Raw genomic sequence first — 21,172 nt, 5'->3', positions numbered from 1 at the left:
CCTGCTCACTCTCTGCGCTCAAACGCCTTCATTTCCAAGGTCATTGGGGGTGGCGAACCATGCAGAATCGTGCCTGTCAACGCGTGCATATGCACCCGGACCACCCACCCCGCCGAGCCCTACTATCGGCTCGCCATGACAGCAGCAGGGAAGCATCAGGTGAGCCGGACCGAGACCACCCGGCGGGCCGCCGGCCGACAGAGCCGGGCCGGCATCAGGGACGTGGCCGCCGCGGCGGGCGTCTCGATCACGACCGTCTCCGACGCGCTCAATGGCAAGGGACGGCTGCCGGACGCCACCCGCCGCCACGTTCGCGAGGTCGCCGATCGGCTGGGCTACCGCCCCTCCGCCGCGGCCCGAACCCTCCGCACCGGCAAGTCGGGCCTCATCGGCCTGACCGTGACCACGTACGGGGATGAACCTTTCACCTTCACCGAATTCGCGTACTTCGCCGAGATGGCCAGGGCCGCCACCTCCGCCGCGCTCGCCCGCGGCTACGCCCTCGTCATCCTCCCCGCCACCTCCCGACACGACGTGTGGTCCAACGTGGCCCTCGACGGCACCGTCGTCATCGACCCCTCCGACCACGATCCCGTCGTCAGCGAACTGGTCCGCCAAGGCCTCCCCGTCGTCTCCGACGGCCGCCCGGCCGGCTCCCTCCCCGTCACCGCCTGGGTCGACAACGACCACGAGGCCGCCGTACTCAACCTGCTCGACCACCTCGCCGCCGCCGGCGCCCGCCGGATCGGGCTGCTGACGGGCACGACCACGGACACCTACACCCGGCTGTCCACCACCGCCTACCTCAACTGGTGCGAGCGCGTCGGCCAGGACCCTGTCTACGAGTCCTACCCCGCCCACGACCCGTGCGCGGGCGCCGTCGCCGCGGACCGGCTGCTCGCCCGGCCGGACCGGCCCGATGCCGTCTACGGGCTCTTCGACCCCAATGGGACCGATCTGCTGGCCGCCGCCCGGCGCTACGGCCTGCGCGTCCCCGAGGACCTGCTGCTCGTCTGCTGCAGCGAGTCCACCGTGTACGCCAACACCGAACCGCCCATCACCACCCTCTCCCTCAAACCGCGCCGCATCGGCACCGCCGTCGTACAGCTGCTGATCGACGCCATCGAGGGGGTCGACACCGGCCGCCCGGTCGAACAGGTGGTCCCGACCGAGCTGATCGTCCGTACCTCCTCGCAGCGCAGGCAGCCCCGTACGACCATCAGCCCGCCCCGTTCACCGGCCAAGGACTGACCGCCGCAGTGCGATACCGGCGGGGCCGACGGCCCCGCCGGGGATTTTCGCAACACCCATTTCAGGCGAAAGCGGCAGGAACTGTTGGTTCCGCCCAGGATTCACCACCCCTGGTGCGTCACAGAGCGCGAGCCGCATTCCTATGATGGGCGCACGACATCACGGACCCTCCGCCCAGGAGGCCAGGAAGGTCCGCAGGTGTACGGCAGCGCGACGGTGGTGGAGGGGTCGATGACTCAGGGGGCCGGTCAGGGACCCGCGATGCGGACGGAGACGCTGCGGGACTTCCGAGTTCCGGTCACCGAGCCCGTCCCGTACGGAGTGCCCGGCGCGCTTCCCGAAGAGGCCCCGGTGTACGGCGAGTACCCCGCGTACTACGGGGAGGGCGCGCCGGTGCCCCCTCACCCGCCCGTGCCCCCACAGCCCTCCGTACCCCCGCAGCCGCCCATGGGCCAGGACCCCGCCGGCGGACCGGCCCCGGCCGACGGGGACGATCTCGACGAGGGCTACACCCCCACCCACCGCGATCTGCCGATCATCGGCCGCGGCGGACCGGGCGACACCGTCCAGGTCCAGTACGTTCCCCAGGAGTCCCCGGCCGCGGGCCCCGGGCCGCTGTACGTGGTCGGCGACGTGCACGGCTATCTGGACGAGCTCGTCCACGAACTCCAGGCCCAGGGGCTCATCGACGCCGACCGCCGCTGGTCGGCCGGCAACGCCCGCCTCTGGTTCCTCGGCGACTTCACCGACCGCGGCCCCGACGGCATCGGCGTGATCGACCTCGTCATGCGGCTGTCCGCCGAGGCCGCCGCCGCGGGCGGCTACTGCAAGGCCCTCATGGGCAACCACGAGCTGCTGCTCATCGGCGCCAAGCGGTTCGGCGACACCCCCGTCGCCTCGGGCGCGGGAACCGCCACCTTCCAGGCCGCCTGGCTCCTCAACGGCGGCCAGCGCACCGACATGGAGCGCCTGGAGGACGTGCACCTGCAGTGGATGCAGCGGCTGGACGCTGCCGTGCTGGAGGACGGGCACCTGCTGCTGCACTCCGACACCACCGCGTACCTCGACTACGGCGACTCCATCGAGGACGTCAACGACACCATCCACGAGCTGCTCAACCGCAACGACGCCGACATCACCTGGGACCTGTTCCGCAAGTTCACCAAGCGGTTCGCCTTCCGCGACGAGGAGACCGGCCCCCAGGCCGTACGCGAACTCCTCGACACCTACGGCGGCGGCCGCGTCGTGCACGGACACAGCCCGATCCCGTACCTGCTGGGCGAGGTGGGCACCGAGGACGGCGACGAGTCGCGCGGACCGGAGGCCGTGAACGGCCCGCACGTGTACGCGGAGGGACTCGCCATCGCCATGGACGGCGGGGTCACGATGGCGGGCAAACTGCTGGTCGTGCAACTCCCGTTGAACGACTGAGGGTTATCAGAACGGGGGTAATTTCAGGAAACCCCCTGTCACGGCGTGGCATGGGCGCTCTACCATCGCCCTATCCGTAGCAGGCTCTCCTCCGTTTGTGCCGGCGCCCGGGTCTACGCGGGCAAACCGGTCCCTACGGAGCATCGGGGGATGCACATGAACAGCGCTCCGCACCTGCTGACCGAAGACCGACCCGAGTTCGATCGGCTCCTCGACGAGGCGCTGCGCACCGCGCACGAACGGCCCGAGCTCGCCACCCTCGGCGAACGCCTGAACGCCGAACAACTGCGCACGATGGCCCTCGGGGCCATCGTGCTGCTGACGGCCGCGGCCGCGGCCGAGTACGACCACTACGTGAAACTCCGCGGAGAGCGGCGCGACGAAGTCCTGTCCACCCCCGGTTCGGCCGGGGACCAGGAGGCCGGGCAGCAGGGCGAGGACGGCGCGGGCGTCAGTGCCGTGGTCGCGGTACTGGCACCGGTCCTGGCGGGCACCGCCATGCTGATCTTCCTGCTCGTGGGCTACGTCCTGAAGGCGGTCGAACCCGAACCGTCCTTCGCCAACACGATGCTGACGGCAGGTTGGCTGTTCGGCGCGCTGACCGTGGTCTCGCTGCTGTTCGCGGTGATCGGACTGCTGGTGACGGCCGTCCGCAACCGGGCGACCGAGGTGGTGGCCGAGGGCGAGTCCGACGCGATACCCGACGAGGTCGCACGCGCCCGCGAGGCCTGGCGGCGTGCCCTGCTGGAGCGGGGCATCCTGCCGTTCCTGCGCGACGCGCTGGCCGATCCGAGCGCGGCTCCGGCGGGGCCGGCGTATCCGGCCCCGCACACGCCGAAGGCCGGGCGCATCCCCAACCTGGGATACACCCGGCCCGACTTCACCAGCCCGGGGTCCCCCTCACAGGGCCCCCGCCCCGGCTACACCCCGCCGGACTTCACCAGCCCGGACTTCAGCAGCCCGGACGGCGGCACGCAGTAGCGCCGCGGCCCGCAGTGGGCCGTCCGTCCTTGTTTCACGTGAAACATCGCGTCACGCCGGGACACTGCCCTGGGAAGCCCCCTCATCCTCCCCAGAGCAGCGCCGGCCGCCACGGGCGGGTCAGTCGGCCAGCGGGAGGTACACCCGGTTGCCGCTCGCCGCGAACTCGGCGGACTTCTCCGCCATGCCCGCCTCGATCTCATCGGCCTTCAGGTCGCCGCCGTGCTCACGGCGGATGTCCTGGGAGATCTTCATCGAGCAGAACTTCGGACCGCACATGGAGCAGAAGTGCGCGGTCTTGGCCGGCTCGGCCGGGAGCGTCTCGTCGTGGAACTCACGGGCCGTGTCCGGGTCGAGGGCCAGGTTGAACTGGTCCTCCCAGCGGAACTCGAACCGCGCGTCCGACAGGGCGTCGTCCCACTCCTGGGCGCCCGGGTGACCCTTGGCCAGGTCCGCCGCGTGCGCAGCGATCTTGTACGTGATGACGCCGGTCTTCACGTCGTCGCGGTTGGGCAGGCCCAGGTGCTCCTTCGGCGTGACGTAGCAGAGCATCGCGGTGCCCCACCAGGCGATCATCGCGGCGCCGATGCCGGAGGTGATGTGGTCGTACGCCGGGGCGACGTCCGTGGTCAGCGGGCCGAGCGTGTAGAACGGCGCCTCCTCGCAGATCTCCTGCTGGAGGTCGATGTTCTCCTTGATCTTGTGCATCGGGACGTGGCCCGGGCCCTCGATCATGGTCTGCACGTTGTGCCGCTTGGCGATCGTGTTCAGCTCGCCCAGCGTCTTCAGCTCCGCGAACTGCGCGGCGTCATTGGCGTCCGCGATGGAGCCGGGACGCAGGCCGTCGCCCAGCGAGTACGTGACGTCGTACGTCGCGAGGATCTCGCAGAGCTCCTCGAAGTTCGTGTAGAGGAAGTTCTCCTTGTGGTGCGCCAGGCACCACGCGGCCATGATCGAGCCGCCACGGGAGACGATGCCGGTCTTGCGGCGGGCGGTCAGCGGCACGTACGGCAGCAGCACGCCGGCGTGGACCGTCATGTAGTCGACGCCCTGCTCGGCCTGCTCGATGACCGTGTCCTTGTAGATCTCCCAGGTCAGGTCCTCGGCGCGGCCGTCGACCTTCTCCAGCGCCTGGTACAGCGGCACGGTGCCGATCGGGACCGGGGAGTTGCGCAGCACCCACTCGCGTGTGGTGTGGATGTTGCGGCCGGTCGAGAGGTCCATGACCGTGTCGGCGCCCCACTTGGTCGCCCAGGTCATCTTGTCGACCTCCTCCTCGATGGAGGAGGTGACGGCGGAGTTGCCGATGTTGGCGTTGACCTTCACCAGGAACCGCTTGCCGATGATCATCGGCTCGATCTCCGGGTGGTTCACGTTCACGGGAAGCACCGCTCGACCGGCGGCGATCTCCTCGCGGACGACCTCGGGGGAGACGTTCTCGCGGATCGCGACGTACTCCATCTCCGGGGTGATCTCACCGCGGCGGGCGTACGCGAGCTGCGTGACGGCTGCGCCGCCACGGCCTCGGCGGGGCTGGCGCGGGCGGCCCGGGAAGACCGCGTCGAGGTTCTTGAGGCCACCGCGCGGCGAGGTGTGCTTGATGCCGTCGTCCTCGGGGCGCACGGGTCGGCCCGCGTACTCCTCGGTGTCGCCGCGGCCGATGATCCAGTTCTCGCGCAGCGGCGGCAGGCCGCGCCGTACGTCGGTCTCGATCTGCGGGTCGGTGTACGGCCCGGACGTGTCGTAGAGCGTCACGTCCTTGCCGTTGGTGAGGTGGACCTGGCGGACCGGCACCCGGATGTCGGGGCGGGAGCCCGCCACGTAGCCCTTGTGCCAGCCCGGCTGGCGCTCGGTGCGGCCGTCGCCGTCCTGGCTGACGGCAGGCGTGCGTGCGTCATGAATGGTCATGAGACCTGATCTCCCTACGCCGGCATTACCCGGTAACAGGTTCGGCGGTCGACGCAGCCTCTTCCCGTACGCATGTGTGCTGCGTACGGTGATCAGCGCCCTCTCAGCCCGGTGCTCCGAGCTCCCGCGTTGTGCAAAGGTGCCCCCACGCTAGCGTCATCTGTGGCGTGCTGAACAGTGGGCCCCCTCAACTCTTGCGATGATCTGCCGGTGACGTCCTCGCCGCAGCCTCCCACCGAGCCCACCAAGCCCACGGGTCACACCGACCACGCACACGTGGGCCACGAGCATGCCCAGATCCCGGACCAGGGCCACTCCCACGGGCATTCCCACGGCCACGGACCGGCGGCCCCCGTCTCGAAGCACCTGCGCAAGGTCATCGCGGCGGTCCTGATCCCCTTCGCCGTCGCCGTCTTCGTCGGCATGGTGGTGCTCTGGCCGGGCGGCGCGCCCGCCCACGAGCGCTCCGGGGTGGGCTTCGACCGGCAGACCCAGCAGGGCATCGTCACCGAGCTCGAGCAGGTCGACTGCAAATCCGTGAACGCCTCGCAGGTGCCGACCACCGGCAGCGTCTCCACCCCGGAGGGGCGCGAGGCCAAGGCCGCGCAGACCGGCGAGTGCAAGAAGGCCACCATCGAGGTCACCACCGGACCCGACAAGGGCCGCACCTTCTTCGAGATCGTCCAGCCGGGCGCACCACGGCAGTTGGAGGACGGCCAGGAGGTGGTCGTCGCGTACGCGCCGGACGCGCCGCGGGATCTCCAGTACTCCGTGGTCGACGTGAACCGCAAACTGCCCCTGGCGGTGCTGGCTGCGTTCTTCGCGGTGGCGGTGGTCGTCGTCGGGCGGATGCGGGGCCTGTTCGCTCTGATCGCGCTGGTCGTCAGCTTCGGCGTGCTGACCCTCTTCATCCTCCCGGCGATCCTGCAGGGCTCGAACCCGCTGGTCGTCGCGGTCGTCGGGGCCAGCGCGATCATGCTCATCGCGCTCTACATGTGCCACGGCCTGAGCGCCCGTACCTCCGTCGCCGTTCTGGGCACGCTCGTCTCGCTGCTGCTGATCGGGCTGCTGGGCTCGGTGTTCGTCGACTGGGCGTTCCTCAGCGGGAACACCGACGACAACACCGGTCTGATCCACGGGCTCTACCCGGAGATCGACATGAGCGGCCTGCTGCTCGCGGGCATCATCATCGGATCCCTGGGTGTGCTGGACGACGTGACGGTCACCCAGACCTCGGCGGTCTGGGAACTCCACCAGGCCGACCCGTCGATGGGATCCCGCTCCTTGTACCGTGCGGCCATCCGGATCGGCCGCGACCACATCGCATCCGTGGTGAACACGCTGGTCCTGGCCTACGCGGGCGCGGCGCTGCCCCTGCTCCTGCTGTTCTCGATCGCGAACAGCAGCATGGGTTCGGTGGCCAACAGCGAGCTGGTCGCGGAGGAGATCGTACGGACCCTCGTCGGGTCGATCGGCCTGGTGGCCTCGGTTCCGGTGACCACGGCGCTGGCCGCGCTGGTGGTCTCCGCCGACCGGCCGGGATCCCCGGCCGGAGCGGCGGCTTCGGGGCCGGTCCGCGGCGGCCGGGGGCGGCGGCGCAAGCGCTGAGAGACCCGGGTGGCTCGGGGGCCCGGGGCGACTCGGCGCGTACGGCCCGCTCGGCTCGTACGGTCGGTCCGCTCGGCTCGTACGGCCGGCCCGCTCAGCCCGCGTTCTGCTCGTTCTGCTGGGGCTCGGCCAGGATCCGGTCCAGCGCCTCGTCGAGGTTCTCCTCGAAGTCGCCGAGGTTCCGCTCCTGACCGAGCGGAACAAGCCGGTCGGTACGGTCGAGGAACGCGACGAGCGGCGCCGCGCCGGCGCGGAACAGGGCCCGGTCACAGCCGACCTGGAGCCGGATGTGGACGTCGGACAGGTCCTCGGGATCGGTGGGGGCGATGTGCACATCGCCGTCGCCGCACGGCTTGTTGATGCCGTCGAGGAGTAGCTCCCGCCCGAACGCCCAGGTCACGGGGGCGTCTCCGGGAAGGTGGAACGTCAGGCGCACTGCGTAGGGGTCACGGGTGTCGTACCGGAGTTCCACCGGGATCCGGAAGGAGAGCTCCTCGGAAACGAGGAAGCTCATCATGACCTCTGCCTGTACCGACTCGCGCATGGACTACCCCGCTGTAGTGGAAGTGGCCAGGAATGAACCCCCAGGGCCCTCTTGACAAGGGTGGTGGAAGCTCATGCAGATCACAAGGAGTGAGTTTTCAGATACTGATAGAGAACGAGAGGGTGCTCAACAGCGCGCCTACTTCACTCCGTAGTCGATCGACCACATACAGCAACCGTTCCTCCTGGTGCAAAGGGAGGGAAATCGCCATTGTTGCGGCGGTATCGCCCGCGGTGATGGGGATGGCTGCACAGACCGTGCCCAGCGCGTACTCCTGACGCTCCGTAACCGGCTCCATGCGTCCGAGGGAGCCGATGCGGTGTTCGAGGGCGCTCTGGTCCCGGACGGTGTACCGGGTGACGGCCTCGACCGGGTGCCGCTCGTAATAGTCCCTGCGCGTCTTCTCGTCGAGCTGGGCCAGCAGGCACTGTCCGATGGCGTGCGCATGGCCGGTCGCGCGGAAATCGGCCCACTCCTCGACGGCGGGGCTGGCCGGGGTGTCCGAGACGCCCACGAGCTCGATCTCACCCTCACGGAACACCGCGAAGTAGACGGGGGCCCCGACTGCGTCGCGGAAATGCGCGAGGGAGTCGACGATCATGCTGCGACGTTTCTGCTGCAGCCCGCCACCCGCCAGCCGCCCGGCGGCGGCGCCGAGCACGAACACGCCGCTCTCGCGCCGCAGATATCCCTCATGGGTGAGGGTACGCAGCAGGTGGTACGCGGTGGGGAGCGGGAGCCCGGCCTCGCGCGCCAGTTGTTTCGCCGGGGCTCCCTCGCTATGGGAACCCACTGCTTCGAGCAGCCTCAACGCGCGCTGCACCGAACCGATCAGCGTCGGCACACCGGCATTGTGAACCGAAGACAAAGCTCACCCCCAGGCGTGGCGGCGGGCCTGGGGAGGGCCCGCCCTGCGGGGGCCGCCCCCGCACGCGCCGCGGCTCCTGGGGGTCGCACTCGGCTGACACACTTGAGAAAACCGCAGGTCAGGGCGGCACCGCCGGCGTCCGATGCCCAGGGAACGGCACAGATTGCCACTCTATCCGCCGATTCCCGCGGTGTGGGCGGTTTGCCGCCTCACGTTCCCCCGCCCGGGTTAATCCCCGGGATTGACCCGGGGCCCGGGGACCTACCAGTCGCGGGAGGAAGACTTGGTACCGCTGCCGGTGAACTTCTTCACGATGAAGACCAGGCCGCCTACGAGGGCCGCGAAGAGCAGCAGCTTGAAGACGAACGAGATCAGGGCACCGAGGATGCTGGTGATGACGCCACCGAAGACGAAGAGCACCAGAAGCGGGATCGCGACCCACTTAACCCACCAGGGCATGCCTGCGAATGTCTCTCGGATCCCGTCCATGTCCTCAACCTCTTCCTGAGCCGTGACTTCCTGCTCTCGATGCTAGGAGGCCGCCCAACCTCCCGGGGGCCCGCGAGCCCCCGGACTCCCCTGATCCGCCCCCTAGGGGAATCGGGGCGGCCGACCCTGGGACGGGCATCTGCCGGCTAGGCCTCCGGAGGGGAGAACACCACCAGGACCCGCAGGTCCTCGGTGATGTGGTGGAACTTGTGCACCACCCCGGCGGGGACGTAGACGACGCTGCCGCGCGCCACCGTCGTCGTCTCCTCCCCGACCGTGATCGAAGCTCGGCCGCTCACCACGAAGTACACCTCGTCCTGGCGGTGCGGCTGCTGCGGGTCGCTCTGGCCGGCGTCGAGCGCGTACAACCCGACCGACATGTTCCGTTCGCGCAGGAACTGCAGATAGGCGCCGTCGTTCGCGAGCCGCTCCGCCTCGAGCTCGTCCAGCCGGAAGGCCTTCATCGTCGTTGTGCCCCTTGTTCTCTCGCGTTCCCTGGCATCCGCTGATCTGCTGATGTCCCACCGGGATCTTCTCTGCCACGATCAGACACATGACGAATTTCGTAGTCAAGACGCTCGCGAACGCGGCAGCCCTGGCCGTCGCCATCTGGCTGCTCGCCGGCATAACGCTCGACGACCACAGCTCCCTGGGCCGCAGGGCCCTCGCACTGATCCTGGTCGCACTGGTCTTCGGCCTGGTCAACATCATCGTCAAGCCCGTGGTGAAGTTCTTCTCGCTGCCGCTGTTCATCCTCACCCTCGGGCTGTTCACCCTCGTCGTGAACGCCCTGATGCTGATGCTGACTTCGTGGCTGGCCGGGAAGCTCGACCTCAGCTTCCACGTCGACGGCTTCTGGACGGCCCTGCTCGGCGGCCTGATCATCTCCGTCGTCTCCTGGGCCGTGAACATGGCCCTGCCCGACAAGAACTGAGCGGACCGCCATGTACCGCGTGTGCTTCGTCTGCACGGGCAACATCTGCCGCTCCCCCATGGCCGAATCCGTCTTCCGCGCCCGCGTCGCCGAGGCCGGTCTCGACGCCCTGGTCGAGGTGGACAGCGCCGGCACCGGCGGCTGGCACGAGGGGGACGGCGCCGATCCGCGCACCGTCACCGTCCTGGAGGCCGCCGGGTACGAGCAGAGTCACCGGGCCCGGCAGTTCCGGGCCTCCTGGTTCGCCGGCCTCGATCTCGTCATCGCGCTCGACGCCGGGCACCTGCGGGACCTGCGGGCGCTCGCACCCACCCCCGAGGACGCCGCCAAGGTTCGGCTGCTGCGTTCCTACGACCCGGCGGCGACGGCCGCGGAGGCCGATGTACCGGATCCCTACTACGGCTCCCTCGACGGATTCGAGCAGTGCCTGGAACTCGTCGAGGCGGCGAGCGCGGGCCTGTTGGACGCCGTACGCGAGGCAGTGAAGGAGCACACCGCATGACCGACCACGCCGACGAGCCCACGGCGGCCGGAGCAGGAGCAGGAATGGGGTCCGGAGCCGCCGCGGCGGACGGGATCGGCGACGGCACCCGGGCCGTGCGCGCCGGGCTGCCCGAACCCGTCAAGAACGAGCCGCCCCTGCCCGGCCCCGTCTTCGCCGCCCACTTCCACCTCCCCGGCGACGTGGCGGGCCCGTACACCTACGGCCGCGACACCAACCCCACCTGGACCCTGCTGGAGCGGGCCATCGGGGAACTCGAAGCGCCCGGCCAGGACGGCGTCGACACCGCCCTGTTCGCCTCCGGCATGGCCGCCGTCTCCGCCGTCCTGCTCTCCCAGGCCCGCACCGGCGACACCGTCGTCCTGCCCGACGACGGCTACCAGGCCCTGCCACTGGTCCGCGAGCAGCTGGAGGCGTACGGGATCCACGTCCGCACCGCCCCGACCGCCGACGAGGCGCAGCTCGCCGTCCTCGACGGGGCCAGGCTGCTGTGGATCGAGACCCCCTCCAACCCCGGGCTCGACGTGTGCGACATCCGCCGCCTGGTCGAGGCCGCTCATGCGGGCGGCACCCTCGTCGCCGTCGACAACACCCTCGCCACCCCGCTCGGCCAGCGGCCCCTGGAACTCGGCGCGGACTTCTCCGTCGCCAGCGGCACCAAGGGCCTCACCGGCCACGGCGACCTCCTGCTCGGCTACGTCGTCTGTCGCGACCCGGGGCTCGCCGCCGCCGTCCGGCGCTGGCGCAAGATCGTCGGCGCGATCCCGGGCCCGATGGAGGCCTGGCTGGCCCACCGCTCCCTGGCCACCATCCAGCTGCGCGCCCAGCGCCAGTGGGCCAACGCACGGGCCGTCGCCGAGGCGCTGGCCGACCGTACGGACGTCACCGGGCTGCGCTATCCCGGGCTGCCCGCGGACCCGTCGCACAGGACGGCCGCCCGGCAGATGCGGGGCTTCGGCTCCGTCGTCTCGTTCACCCTGCCGGACCGAGCGCACGCCGAACGGTTCATGGCCGCCCTGCACCTGGTCGAGGACGCCACCAGCTTCGGCGGCGTACGGTCCACCGCGGAGCGGCGCGGACGGTGGGGTGGCGACCCCGTGCCGGAGGGATTCATCCGTCTGTCCGCCGGGGCCGAGGACACCGATGACCTGGTCGCGGACGTGCTGCGGGCCCTCGACGCGGCGGGCACGGCCGTCTGAGCAGCCGGAACAAGGACGGTCCGAGCCTCCCCCCTAGTGGCTCGGACCGCCCCGGGTTCCGCGCGAAGAACCACGCGCACAAGGCTAGTTGACCCAACGTCAGAGTCCAATCACGGTAACGACAGGGGCCTATCGGCATATTTATAGTTGAAGGCCCCCACCGAGAGGGGCCTTCATGGACCTGGCCCTGTTGCGCACCTTCGTCGCAGTCCACCGGGCGGGCTCGTTCACCCGGGCCGCCGCGCTCCTCGGGCTGTCGCAGCCCGCCGTCACCTCGCAGATCCGCACCCTCGAACGCCAGCTGGGCAGACCGCTGTTCCACCGCAGGGCCCGCGGGGTGACCCCCACCGCCGTCGGTGACGAACTCGCCCACAAGGCCGCCCCGCACCTCGACGCCCTGCTGCGGATAGCCGAGGCGGAACGCGAAGCCGCCGGCGCGTTACGCACCCTGCACCTCGCCGGTCCGCCCGAGTTCCTGTGCGTGCGCGTCCTGCCCGCCCTCGCACCGCTCGTCGGCCAGGGCCATACCCTGCGCACCGTGTTCCAGGCCGGAGCCGAGGAGGCCCTCGACGGGCTCGCCGCCGGCCACCACGACCTCGTCGTGACCACCGCCCGCCCGCGCGGCGGGCTCTTCAGCGCGACCGCCCTGTGCGACGAGGAGCACGTCCTGGTCGCCGCGCCCTACTGGGCCGCCCTCGTCGATCCGGACCGGCTGCGCGAGGCAGGCCCCGCCGCCCTCGACGGCATTCCGCTCGTCGAAGTCCACGAGACGCTGCCGCTCGTCGCCCGCTACTGGGCCGCGGTCTTCGAGACCCGGCCCGGCACCCGGCCCGAGGCCGCCACCGTCGTCGCCCCCGACCTTCGAGCCGTACTGGAGTGCGTCCGGGCCGGAGCCGGACTTGCCGTCCTGCCTCGGTATCTGTGCCAGGACGCCCTCGACCGCGGACAGATCGTCGCCCTGCTGGAGCCGCCCGTACCGCCGCTGCGCACCTGGTTCCTCGTCGTACGGACCGGCAGTCTCGCCCTCGCCCACCTCTCCCGTGCACACGACCGGCTGCTGCGCGCCGCCGCCCACTGGTGAGCCTCCGCTTCCGGTGTGCGGCGCGTTTCGCCGACACGCGTTTCAGACACCGCAGTCTGGGCCACTCTTCTCCCATGACCGAACGTCCCGTGGTCAAACGCACCGCCCGCGCGATCCTGCTCGACGGTGGCGACCTGATCCTCATCAAGCGCACCAAGCCCGGCGTCGATCCGTACTGGCTCACCCCCGGCGGGGGAGTGGAGCCCTCGGACGCCACTGTCGTCGACGCCCTCCACAGAGAGCTCCACGAGGAACTCGGCGCGAAGATCACCGATGTGGTGCCCTGCTTCGTCGACACCGTCGAGCACATCGCCGACGGTGGGGTGACCGGAGTGAAGGTGCAGCACTTCTTCGTCTGCCACCTCGAGTCCATGGACCCCAGCCAGCGGCACGGCCCCGAAGTCGACGAGCCCGCCGGCGAGTACGAGATCGTCCGCGTGCCCTTCAGCCGGGTCGGCATCGCCGCCGTGCATCTCGTCCCGCTGTCCCTGCGCCACTACCTCGACGGCAACATCGAGGGCGTACGCGCCATGCACGCACCCGACCTGGGCTGATCCCGGCCCGGTCTTCGGTCTGTTCGGCCCGGGTCGCTTCGGCCCGGGCCCCGGCAGGTCGCCCTGGTCTCAGCCCGCCGCGCCCACCAGCTCCTCCACCGCGTCGAAGCGGATCCGGTCTCCTGGTATGCCGATCCGCTTGAGCTCGCTCACCCCGCTGCGGATCATCGCGGGCGGCCCCGAGACGAACGCGTCGTACGAGCTCCACGGCCCGTGTTCGCCGATCGCCTGGGGCAGCTGGCCCGCGAGTCCCTCTCCGACCACCGGGCGCACCGACAGCCAGGGATGCGAGCGCTGCAACCCCAGCAGGGTGTCCTTGTCGTAGAGGTCACCGTCGCTGCGCGCCCCGAAGAACACCTCCACCGGGCGGCGCTCGCCGTGCACCGCCACGTCTTCGATCAGCGCCTTGATCGGGGCGATGCCGGTCCCGCCGCCCAGACACAGCATCCCGTTGTCGGTGCTGTGGTCCACCACCATCGACCCGGCCGGCGGCCCGAGCCGCAGCACGTCGCCGGGCCGGGCGTGCCGCACCAGCGCGTTGGATACCCAGCCCGCCGGAACGGCCTTGACGTGGAAGGACAGCAACCCGTCGGCGCGCGGCGCCGAGGCGAACGAGTAGTGCCGCCACACCCGGGGCCACCACGGGGTCTCCAGGCTCGTGTACTGGCCCGCGAGGAAGGGGTACGGCTGGTCGGGGCGGACCGTCAGCACCGCGATGTCCGGGGTGCGCAGATCATGCGAGACCAGCTCCGCGTGCCACCAGGCGGGGCTCTTCACCTCGTCCTCCGCCGAGGCGTCGATCATGATCTGCGACATCACGGTGTACGCCCGCACCCACGCGGCCTGCGTCTCCGGCCCCCAGGTCTGCTGCGCGTACCGGGACAGCGCGCCGATGAGGGCCTCGCCCACCACCGGGTAGTGCCCGGCCATCGTCCCGTACTTCCGGTGCCCGGTACCCAGCCGGCGCAGATACGGGACGAGCACCTCCGGGTCGTCGATGTGCTCGGCGGCGGTCAGCAGAGCCTTCAGCAGCCGGTCTCGCTGTGCGTCCATGGCGGCCGGGAACATGCCCCGCACCTCCGGGTGCCTGGTGAACACCAGGGCGTAGAAGTACGAGGTCACCCTGTCGGCGATGGGTGCGATCTCCTCAAGGGTGCGGCGGATGAGCACCGCGTCCGGGGAGGGCTCGACCGCACCGCCCCCGGACGGTATCCGGGCCGTCCGTCTGGCCGATCTGGTGGGCGGAGCGTCCATGCGGTGCCTCGCTTCGAACATCTCGGTCGGTAAGCACGCCACGGCCTTCGAATCCGTGGTTCCGGGCCTCAGAGCCTGCCAGCCGCCCCAACCTACTCGCGGGAAAACCCGGAAAGTCCGCGTTTCGAACCCGCTTTCCTCTTAAGATGCTTGGACTTCCGGGCGTGCCGCCCCGACGAGCTGATACGCCTCTCGCAGGTCCCGGCCCTCGTAGACGTATGTCGCCCGCTCCGCCAGATACGGCCGTGCGTTGACCGCGACGGACACCGAAACGGCGTCGAAGAGCACCGCGTCGGTCGCCGAGTCCCCGTACGCGACACAGTCGGCCCGGCTCACCCCGAACTGCGCGCAGAGCCGGTCCGCCACCGTGACCTTTCCCTCGGGCGTCATGATCCCGGCCGCCTCCACGGGCCTGGTGAAAGGCACCTCCGGGAAGAGCGAACCGTGTGCGGCATGAGCGCCCCACTCCAGCAGCAGCTCCACGAAGAACGACGGCGACAACGAGACCACCGCGCAGTAGTCCCCACGCTCCCTGATCTCCCGCCACACCTCGCGGATACCCACCAGCCACGGGGCTCCGTCGAACGCCGCCCGGACGTGCCCGGGCGTCAGCTCCGCCCACAGCGCATGCGCCGCCACCGAGAACTCGTGCGGCCCCATCTCCTGCGCGCCGAACGCCCGCTCCAGCTTGGCGATCTCCGCGCTCAGGCCGAGCTGTCGGGAGATCTCGACCGGCGCCGCCGAGCCGTACATCAGCGTCCCGTCGAGATCGAAGAGGTGAAGGAGGGTCATGGCAGACGAGGCTAGCCCGTTCATTTCGCCGAGGGCACCTCCCGGCGGGGCGAAGCAGATGCAGATGCAGCGAATGTTTCACGTGAAACATCGCCCGGTCCCACCAAGCCACCCCGTCACGGAAGCCCCGGGGAGAGGCTTCGCGATGTTTCACGTGAAACATCGACCCCAAATCCTCTGGACGCCCCCCGGCTGATGATCCAGTCTGGGCCCGTGACACCACCACACCTCACCGACCTGCCGATCCGTGCGCTGACCGTGGATGATCTCCGCAGCTGCGCCGACCTTTCCGAAGACCGCGGGTGGCCGCGCGAGGACCACAAGTGGGGGCTGCTTCTCGCCGCGGGCAGCGGCTACGGCATCGATGCACCCGATGGACACGGGCTCGCGGCCGCCTGCGTCGTCACCTCGTACGGGCACACCCACGCCGGCCCGGAGCTCGCCGCCATCGGGATGGTCCTCGTCGCCGAGCGCTATGCCCGTCGCGGCCTGGGTCGCCGGCTGATGAAGTACGTCTGCGACGACCTGCTCAAGGGCGTCCCGCTCACCCTCCACGCCACTCCCTACGGCCGCCCCCTCTACGAGGAGCTCGGCTTCGACACCACCGGCCGCGCGGAGATGCTCCGGGGTACCTTCCGCCGAGGACCGTCGGACCCGGCGCCTGAGGCGGGCGCCGTGGCGGTCCGGCCGGCGACCGGCGAGGACATCCCGCGGATCGTCCGGCTGGACACCGAGGTCTTCGGCACGGACCGGACACACATGATCACTCGGCTTCCCGCCTTCGCGGACCGGCTGCTGGTCGCCGAGGACGGCCGGGGCGAGCTCGTCGGGTATGCCGCGATCTGGCCCAACATGGAGACCCATGTGATCGGGCCGCTGATCGCCCGCGACACGGCCGGCGCCCAGGCACTCGTCACCGCACTCGCCGCCGCCACCGACCGGCCGCTACGGACCGACATCGACGTACGTCACGAGGAGCTCCTCGCCTGGCTCAAGGACCGTGGCCTCGGCTCCGTGGCGTTCAACGCCGTCATGACCCGCGACATCCCGGGACTGCCCGGCGACTGGACGCGACGCTGGGCCCCGCTCACCGTGGCAGCGGGCTGAGAGCGGCGGGCCGAGAAAGGAACCTCTCCATGACCGATCCCGACGAGCCGGCGATCCGCCCCGCCACCGAGGAGGACCTGCCCGCCATCGTCGCCATGCTGGCGGACGACCCGCTCGGCGCCACTCGCGAGTCGCCCGACGATCTGACGCCGTACATCACTGCGTTCAAGCGCCTGGCCGACGACCCCCACCAGCAGGTGGTCGTCGCGGTCCGCGACGGACGCGTCGTGGGCACCCTCCAGCTCACCATCGTCCCCGGGCTGTCCCGCAAGGGAGCCACCCGCTCGATCATCGAAGGCGTGCGGGTCCACGCCGACGAGCGCGGCAGCGGCCTGGGGACCCGGTTCATCCAATGGGCCATAGAAGAGTCCCGCCGTGAGAACTGCCGACTCGTGCAACTCACCTCGGACGTGACCCGCACCGATGCCCACCGCTTCTACGAGCGGCTCGGGTTCACCGCGTCCCACGTCGGGTTCAAGCTCTCCCTCTGATCGCCCGCACGGTAGGCCGGGCCGCTGTCGGCGGCCCGGCCTACGATCGGGAGGATGAGCCCCAGCCTCCCCCTCGTCACCACCGCCGAGCGCCGCCACCGGCTCGGGCGCAGACATCGCCTGGCTCCCTCGGTACATGCCGCCACGGTGGCCGAGGCCGCGAACGCCGTCGTCGCCCTGCACGCCACCGACGCCGCGACCCTGTTCCTCTCGGCCCGCGCCCGGCTCGCGGAAGGCGGCCCCGCCGCCGTCGAGCAGGCGCTCTACGAGGACGTCTCTCTCGTCCGGCTGCTCAGCATGCGCAGAACCCTCTTCGCCGTCTCCGGCGAACTCGCCCCGTACGTGGACTCCTCCACAGCCCGGGGCATCGCCGTCAAGGAGCGGCGCACCCTGCTCAAGCACCTCGACGAGGACGGCCAGGGCCTCGACGCCGACTGGCTGGCCGGGGCCGAGGCCGCCGCGCTCCACGCCCTCGACGCCCATGGCCCCTGCACCGGCAGCCAGCTCTCCGCTGCCGTGCCCGCACTACGCCGGAAGATCACCGTCGGCCGGGGGAAGAAGTACGAGGCCGAGACCGGCGTCGCCACCCGTGTGATCCGGCTCCTGGCCGCCGACGGCCGGATCCGCCGTGACCGGCCGCGCGGATCGTGGACCTCCAGCCAGTTCCGCTGGGTGCACACCGAGCCCTGGCCCGCCGTACCGCCGGCCGAGGCCCGCGCCGAGATCGCCCGCCGCTGGCTGCACGCCTACGGACCGGCCACGGAGGCGGACCTCAAGTGGTGGACGGGCTGGACCCTCACCGACGTCCGCAAGGCCCTCGCCGCCGTCGGCCCCGACCACGTCCGCCTCGACGACGGCAGAACCGCCCTGGTCAGCCCCGGCGACACCGCGCCCGAACCCGCCCCGGAACCCTGGACCGCACTGCTGCCCGGCCTGGACCCCAGCGCAATGGGCTGGGCCGACCGGGGTTTCCACCTCGACCCCGCCCACCGGCCCGCACTCTTCGACTACGCCGGCAACATCGGCCCCACGGTGTGGTGGAACGGTGAGATCGTCGGCGGCTGGGCCCAGCGCGCGGACGGCGAAATCGTCTGGCGCCTGCTGGGCGACCCCGGCCCCGTCGCCGAGGAGGCCGTCGCAGCCGAGGCCGCCCGCCTCGCCCGCTGGGTGGGCGACGCCCGGATCACTCCGCGTTTCCGCACTCCGCTGGAACGCGAACTCGTGGCCTGAGCCTGCCGGCCCGGCCTGATCCGAGAGACACGGTCTAGCCGATGCCCCGCCAGCCCTGCGGGTCCACCCCGCCGGGCACCGGGGCCTGTGCGTCGTACGGCTCCCTCGTGAACACGAACGAGCCCAGGTCGAGATGGCTCACCGAGCCGTCCTCGCGCCGGACCGCCCGCAGGGTTTCCCCCGCGTAGTAGCCGGAGAGTCCGGTCCAGCTGCCGTCTGGCTCCGCCCGGAACCGGGCCGCCCTGCCCGTCGCACCCACCGGCGCGAGCTCCAGCGACCCGTCCGCCTTCAGCCGCAGCACCTGCGCCGACGTACCCCAGTACCAGGGGCCGCACAGTTCCAGGGCGACCGGATCGGCCTCCCTGAACGGCCGCCACGGCTGCGGGAACGGCGGCTCCGCGTCCGCGACGATCGCCACCAGCTCCGCGGCCACCGTCGCGGCGGGCAGCCCCGACGTGCAGTTCGCCAGCACCACGGCCGCCACATCGTCCGCCTCGCTCAGCCACAGCGCCGCGACGAACCCCGGCAGCGAACCGCTGTGGCCCGCGAGCCTGCGCCCACCGGTTTCCGTCAGCTGCATGCCGAGCCCGTAGCCGGGCTCGGCGAGACCGGGCTCCGGCGGCGCGGCCGGCGTCCGCATCTCCCGTACCGACTCCGCGCTCAGAACCCGCTCGTCACCCCGGGCGAGGAACACCGCGAACCGCGCCAAGTCTCGTGTGGTGGACCACAGTTGTCCGGCAGCGGCCATCAGCCCCAGGTTCTCCAGCGGCTCGGGCATCATCACGTCGGCCCATGGATGCACCGCCCAGCCGCCCGCGTGCGGGGCCTGCGGCTGCGCCGTCGTACGGTCCAGACCCAGCGGCTCCAGCACCTCGGCCCGGAGCACCTCGTCCCACGGCTTTGCGCGTACGGCCTCGACGAGCGAACCCAGCAGCGTGTAGCCCGGGTTGGAGTAGTGGTGGCGCCGGCCGGGCCGGAAGCGGAAGGGCTCCTCACCGAGCACGTCCGCGAGCTCGGGCCGCAGCGCCGCGGGCGAGCGCTCCCACCACTCGCCCGGCGTCTCCGCCGCCAACCCGCCGGTGTGGGCCAGCAACTGGGCGATCGTCACCTCTCCGGCGCCCGTCCCCGGCAGGTGCTTCTCCAGCGGGTCCTCCAGGCGCAGCAGGCCCTCGTCCCGTAGGCGCATCACCAGAACCGCCGTGAAGGTCTTGCTGATCGACCCGATCCGGTACTGCACGTTCCCGTCGGGTCCGTGCCCCTCGACGGAGGTCCGGGAGCCCTCCCAGACCATCTCGCCGCCGCGGGCCACGGCCGCCACCACCGACGGCGCCCGCCCCTCGCTCTGCGCGACGGCGATCCGGTGCCTCAGCGCACGCCGGGTCGCGGGGAGCAGATCCAGGTCTTCAGATACGGCATCCATGATCGGATGCTACGTGTTGGCCATGTCCACGAACCGCGAATAATGGCCCTGGAAGGCGACCGTGATCGTCGCCGTGGGGCCGTTACGGTGCTTCGCCACGATCAGGTCCGCTTCACCCGCGCGGGGCGACTCCTTCTCGTAGGCGTCCTCGCGGTGGAGCAGGATGACCATGTCGGCGTCCTGCTCGATCGAGCCCGACTCACGCAGGTCGGAGACCATCGGCTTCTTGTCGGTGCGCTGCTCGGGACCACGGTTCAGCTGGGACAGCGCGATCACCGGCACCTCGAGCTCCTTGGCCAGCAGCTTGAGGTTTCGGGACATGTCCGAGACTTCCTGCTGGCGGCTCTCGGGGCGGCGCGAGCCGCCCGACTGCATGAGCTGGAGGTAGTCGATGACCACGAGCGAGAGGTCGTTGCGCTGCTTGAGGCGCCGGCACTTCGCCCGGATCTCCATCATCGACAGGTTCGGGGAGTCGTCGATGTAGAGCGGGGCGGCGGAGACGTCCGGCATCCGGCGGGCCAGCCGGGTCCAGTCGTCGTCCGTCATGGTGCCGGAGCGCATGTGGTGCAGGGCGACCCGGGCCTCCGCCGACAGGAGGCGCATCGCGATCTCGTTGCGCCCCATTTCGAGGGAGAAGATCACGCTGGGCAGGTTGCTCTTGATGGAGCAGGCCCGGGCGAAGTCGAGCGCGAGCGTGGACTTACCCATGGCGGGGCGGGCCGCGATGACGATCATCTGGCCCGGGTGCAGGCCGTTGGTCAGCGAGTCGAGATCCGTGAAACCGGTCGGGACGCCCGACATCTGGCCGCTACGCGAGCCGATGGCCTCGATCTCGTCGAGCGCGCCCTCCATGATGTCGCCCAGCGGCAGGTAGTCCTCGGAGGTCCGCTGCTCGGTGACGGCGTAGATCTCGGCCTGGGCGCTGTTGACGATCTCGTCGACGTCGCCGTCCGCCGCGTATCCCATCTGCGTGATCTTCGTACCGGCGGCGACCAGGCGGCGCAGCACCGCCCGCTCGTGGACGATCTCCGCGTAGTACTCGGCGTTCGCCGCGGTCGGCACCGACTGGACGAGCGTGTGCAGGTAGGAGGCACCGCCGACCTTGCTGATCTCGCCCCGGCGGGTCAGCTCGGCGCCGACGGTGATCGGGTCGGCCGGCTCGCCCTTGGCGTACAGGTCGAGGATCGCCTGGTAGATCGTCTCGTGCGAGGGCCGGTAGAAGTCGTGGCCCTTGATGACCTCGACGACGTCCGCGATCGCGTCCTTGGACAGCAGCATGCCGCCGAGCACCGACTGCTCGGCGTCGAGGTCCTGCGGCGGGACCCGCTCGAAGCCGCCGCCACCGCCGTCCCAGGAGCCGCCCTCGCGGCCCCGCTCGTGCTGTTCGTCCCCGCGGCCCCGGCTGTCGCTGTTACGGCGCGGACGGGCGGGCAGACGGTCACCCGGACCGCTGTCGGCCCAGGGGTCGTCCATGGGCTCGGGCATACTCACCGGGCCGCCTCCTCCCGTCCGCAACGCGGACATCGCC

21 protein-coding genes and 1 riboswitch are annotated in these 21,172 nt (G+C 70.8%); of the genes, 12 read left to right on the top strand and 9 right to left on the bottom strand.

Annotation, left to right across the window (positions count from 1 at the left end; all coding sequences use genetic code 11):
- Nucleotides 1-135 precede the first annotated feature (135 nt).
- The 3 genes from ACIQU4_RS34075 to ACIQU4_RS34065 all read left to right on the top strand — a co-directional run bounded on the left by ACIQU4_RS34075 (nucleotide 136) and on the right by ACIQU4_RS34065 (nucleotide 3,663).
- A complete protein-coding gene (locus ACIQU4_RS34075) occupies nucleotides 136-1,251 on the top strand; it encodes a LacI family DNA-binding transcriptional regulator (RefSeq protein WP_403739120.1) in 1,116 nt (371 codons plus the stop codon).
- Nucleotides 1,252-1,467: 216 nt separating this feature from the next.
- Nucleotides 1,468-2,682: a metallophosphoesterase gene (locus ACIQU4_RS34070; RefSeq protein ID WP_403739533.1), complete on the top strand. Its 1,215-nt coding sequence runs from the start codon at nucleotides 1,468-1,470 to the stop codon at nucleotides 2,680-2,682.
- A gap of 150 nt (nucleotides 2,683-2,832) precedes the next feature.
- On the top strand, nucleotides 2,833-3,663 hold the full coding sequence (locus ACIQU4_RS34065; protein WP_403739118.1) for a hypothetical protein: 831 nt from the start codon (nucleotides 2,833-2,835) through the stop codon (nucleotides 3,661-3,663).
- A 120-nt stretch (nucleotides 3,664-3,783) separates the two neighbouring features.
- Here the strand turns inward: ACIQU4_RS34065 and thiC are convergent, their stop codons facing one another.
- A complete protein-coding gene (thiC, locus tag ACIQU4_RS34060) occupies nucleotides 3,784-5,571 on the bottom strand; it encodes a phosphomethylpyrimidine synthase ThiC (protein WP_403739115.1) in 1,788 nt (595 codons plus the stop codon).
- A riboswitch (TPP riboswitch) is annotated at nucleotides 5,566-5,709 on the bottom strand. (Overlaps the previous gene by 6 nt.)
- 72 nt (nucleotides 5,710-5,781) lie before the next feature.
- Here thiC and ACIQU4_RS34055 point away from each other — a divergent pair.
- Nucleotides 5,782-7,179: a YibE/F family protein gene (locus ACIQU4_RS34055; protein WP_403739113.1), complete on the top strand. Its 1,398-nt coding sequence runs from the start codon at nucleotides 5,782-5,784 to the stop codon at nucleotides 7,177-7,179.
- 94 nt (nucleotides 7,180-7,273) lie between these two features.
- Here ACIQU4_RS34055 and ACIQU4_RS34050 read toward each other — a convergent pair whose 3' ends face one another.
- The 4 genes from ACIQU4_RS34050 to ACIQU4_RS34035 form a co-directional block, all read right to left on the bottom strand.
- The gene (locus ACIQU4_RS34050) at nucleotides 7,274-7,723 is read right to left on the bottom strand and encodes an SsgA family sporulation/cell division regulator (RefSeq protein ID WP_403739110.1); all 450 of its coding nucleotides are present in this window, start codon (nucleotides 7,721-7,723) and stop codon (nucleotides 7,274-7,276) included.
- Between the two features lie 97 nt (nucleotides 7,724-7,820).
- Nucleotides 7,821-8,558 carry an IclR family transcriptional regulator gene (locus ACIQU4_RS34045; RefSeq protein ID WP_403739530.1) on the bottom strand — a complete coding sequence of 246 codons (738 nt, stop codon included), beginning with the start codon at nucleotides 8,556-8,558 and terminating at the stop codon, nucleotides 7,821-7,823.
- A gap of 294 nt (nucleotides 8,559-8,852) precedes the next feature.
- Nucleotides 8,853-9,080, bottom strand: a complete 228-nt coding sequence (locus tag ACIQU4_RS34040) for a DUF5326 family protein (protein ID WP_403739107.1) — start codon at nucleotides 9,078-9,080, stop codon at nucleotides 8,853-8,855.
- 146 nt (nucleotides 9,081-9,226) lie between these two features.
- Nucleotides 9,227-9,544, bottom strand: coding sequence for a cupin domain-containing protein (locus ACIQU4_RS34035; RefSeq protein ID WP_030153240.1), 318 nt, complete (start codon nucleotides 9,542-9,544; stop codon nucleotides 9,227-9,229).
- 89 nt (nucleotides 9,545-9,633) lie between these two features.
- On the opposite strand from ACIQU4_RS34035, the gene ACIQU4_RS34030 reads away from it, so the two are divergent.
- The 5 genes from ACIQU4_RS34030 (at nucleotide 9,634) to ACIQU4_RS34010 (ending at nucleotide 13,350) form a co-directional block, all read left to right on the top strand.
- On the top strand, nucleotides 9,634-10,014 hold the full coding sequence (locus tag ACIQU4_RS34030) for a phage holin family protein (RefSeq protein ID WP_030153238.1): 381 nt from the start codon (nucleotides 9,634-9,636) through the stop codon (nucleotides 10,012-10,014).
- 10 nt (nucleotides 10,015-10,024) lie between these two features.
- Complete coding sequence (locus tag ACIQU4_RS34025; RefSeq protein WP_403739103.1) at nucleotides 10,025-10,516, top strand: low molecular weight protein-tyrosine-phosphatase; 492 nt, start codon at nucleotides 10,025-10,027, stop codon at nucleotides 10,514-10,516.
- The gene (locus ACIQU4_RS34020; protein ID WP_403739100.1) at nucleotides 10,513-11,715 is read left to right on the top strand and encodes a cystathionine gamma-lyase; all 1,203 of its coding nucleotides are present in this window, start codon (nucleotides 10,513-10,515) and stop codon (nucleotides 11,713-11,715) included. Before ACIQU4_RS34025 ends, ACIQU4_RS34020 begins: the two co-directional genes overlap by 4 nt.
- A gap of 175 nt (nucleotides 11,716-11,890) precedes the next feature.
- Nucleotides 11,891-12,796, top strand: a complete 906-nt coding sequence (locus tag ACIQU4_RS34015; RefSeq protein WP_403739098.1) for a LysR family transcriptional regulator — start codon at nucleotides 11,891-11,893, stop codon at nucleotides 12,794-12,796.
- A 74-nt stretch (nucleotides 12,797-12,870) separates the two neighbouring features.
- The gene (locus tag ACIQU4_RS34010) at nucleotides 12,871-13,350 is read left to right on the top strand and encodes an NUDIX domain-containing protein (protein WP_030153230.1); all 480 of its coding nucleotides are present in this window, start codon (nucleotides 12,871-12,873) and stop codon (nucleotides 13,348-13,350) included.
- Between the two features lie 69 nt (nucleotides 13,351-13,419).
- Here the strand turns inward: ACIQU4_RS34010 and ACIQU4_RS34005 are convergent, their stop codons facing one another.
- Entirely contained in the window at nucleotides 13,420-14,604 is a 1,185-nt protein-coding gene (locus ACIQU4_RS34005; protein ID WP_403739095.1) for a globin domain-containing protein, read from the bottom strand.
- Between the two features lie 141 nt (nucleotides 14,605-14,745).
- Nucleotides 14,746-15,396, bottom strand: a complete 651-nt coding sequence (locus ACIQU4_RS34000) for an HAD family hydrolase (RefSeq protein WP_403739093.1) — start codon at nucleotides 15,394-15,396, stop codon at nucleotides 14,746-14,748.
- A 213-nt stretch (nucleotides 15,397-15,609) separates the two neighbouring features.
- Between ACIQU4_RS34000 and ACIQU4_RS33995 the strand changes: the two genes are divergently transcribed.
- The 3 genes from ACIQU4_RS33995 to ACIQU4_RS33985 are packed head-to-tail and all read left to right on the top strand — an operon-like array spanning nucleotide 15,610 to nucleotide 18,224.
- Nucleotides 15,610-16,503, top strand: a complete 894-nt coding sequence (locus ACIQU4_RS33995; protein ID WP_403739090.1) for a GNAT family N-acetyltransferase — start codon at nucleotides 15,610-15,612, stop codon at nucleotides 16,501-16,503.
- 29 nt (nucleotides 16,504-16,532) lie between these two features.
- A complete protein-coding gene (locus ACIQU4_RS33990; protein WP_403739087.1) occupies nucleotides 16,533-16,994 on the top strand; it encodes a GNAT family N-acetyltransferase in 462 nt (153 codons plus the stop codon).
- 54 nt (nucleotides 16,995-17,048) lie between these two features.
- On the top strand, nucleotides 17,049-18,224 hold the full coding sequence (locus tag ACIQU4_RS33985) for a winged helix DNA-binding domain-containing protein (protein WP_403739083.1): 1,176 nt from the start codon (nucleotides 17,049-17,051) through the stop codon (nucleotides 18,222-18,224).
- Between the two features lie 34 nt (nucleotides 18,225-18,258).
- On the opposite strand, the gene ACIQU4_RS33980 is transcribed toward ACIQU4_RS33985, so the two are convergent.
- Nucleotides 18,259-19,644, bottom strand: a complete 1,386-nt coding sequence (locus tag ACIQU4_RS33980; RefSeq protein ID WP_403739080.1) for a serine hydrolase domain-containing protein — start codon at nucleotides 19,642-19,644, stop codon at nucleotides 18,259-18,261.
- 9 nt (nucleotides 19,645-19,653) lie between these two features.
- Nucleotides 19,654-21,117, bottom strand: coding sequence for a replicative DNA helicase (dnaB, locus tag ACIQU4_RS33975; RefSeq protein WP_053687861.1), 1,464 nt, complete (start codon nucleotides 21,115-21,117; stop codon nucleotides 19,654-19,656).
- Nucleotides 21,118-21,172 lie beyond the last annotated feature (55 nt).

It is taken from the genome of Streptomyces sp. NPDC090741 (assembly GCF_044769045.1).
Classification (GTDB): Bacteria; Actinomycetota; Actinomycetes; order Streptomycetales; family Streptomycetaceae; genus Streptomyces.
This window is presented reverse-complemented; position numbering and strand designations above follow the sequence as displayed.

Bases quoted from the DNA above. Each gene is read 5' to 3' on its own strand.
- ACIQU4_RS34075 (WP_403739120.1), top strand. From the start codon at position 136: ATGACAGCAGCAGGGAAGCATCAGGTGAGCCGGACCGAGACCACCCGG.
- ACIQU4_RS34065 (WP_403739118.1), top strand. From the start codon at position 2,833: ATGCACATGAACAGCGCTCCGCACCTGCTGACCGAAGACCGACCCGAG.
- thiC (WP_403739115.1), bottom strand. From the start codon at position 5,571: ATGACCATTCATGACGCACGCACGCCTGCCGTCAGCCAGGACGGCGAC.
- ACIQU4_RS34050 (WP_403739110.1), bottom strand. From the start codon at position 7,723: ATGCGCGAGTCGGTACAGGCAGAGGTCATGATGAGCTTCCTCGTTTCC.
- ACIQU4_RS34040 (WP_403739107.1), bottom strand. From the start codon at position 9,080: ATGGACGGGATCCGAGAGACATTCGCAGGCATGCCCTGGTGGGTTAAG.
- ACIQU4_RS34035 (WP_030153240.1), bottom strand. From the start codon at position 9,544: ATGAAGGCCTTCCGGCTGGACGAGCTCGAGGCGGAGCGGCTCGCGAAC.
- ACIQU4_RS34030 (WP_030153238.1), top strand. From the start codon at position 9,634: ATGACGAATTTCGTAGTCAAGACGCTCGCGAACGCGGCAGCCCTGGCC.
- ACIQU4_RS34025 (WP_403739103.1), top strand. From the start codon at position 10,025: ATGTACCGCGTGTGCTTCGTCTGCACGGGCAACATCTGCCGCTCCCCC.
- ACIQU4_RS34020 (WP_403739100.1), top strand. From the start codon at position 10,513: ATGACCGACCACGCCGACGAGCCCACGGCGGCCGGAGCAGGAGCAGGA.
- ACIQU4_RS34015 (WP_403739098.1), top strand. From the start codon at position 11,891: ATGGACCTGGCCCTGTTGCGCACCTTCGTCGCAGTCCACCGGGCGGGC.
- ACIQU4_RS34010 (WP_030153230.1), top strand. From the start codon at position 12,871: ATGACCGAACGTCCCGTGGTCAAACGCACCGCCCGCGCGATCCTGCTC.
- ACIQU4_RS34005 (WP_403739095.1), bottom strand. From the start codon at position 14,604: ATGGACGCTCCGCCCACCAGATCGGCCAGACGGACGGCCCGGATACCG.
- ACIQU4_RS34000 (WP_403739093.1), bottom strand. From the start codon at position 15,396: ATGACCCTCCTTCACCTCTTCGATCTCGACGGGACGCTGATGTACGGC.
- ACIQU4_RS33990 (WP_403739087.1), top strand. From the start codon at position 16,533: ATGACCGATCCCGACGAGCCGGCGATCCGCCCCGCCACCGAGGAGGAC.
- ACIQU4_RS33985 (WP_403739083.1), top strand. From the start codon at position 17,049: ATGAGCCCCAGCCTCCCCCTCGTCACCACCGCCGAGCGCCGCCACCGG.
- ACIQU4_RS33980 (WP_403739080.1), bottom strand. From the start codon at position 19,644: ATGGATGCCGTATCTGAAGACCTGGATCTGCTCCCCGCGACCCGGCGT.
- dnaB (WP_053687861.1), bottom strand. From the start codon at position 21,117: ATGGACGACCCCTGGGCCGACAGCGGTCCGGGTGACCGTCTGCCCGCC.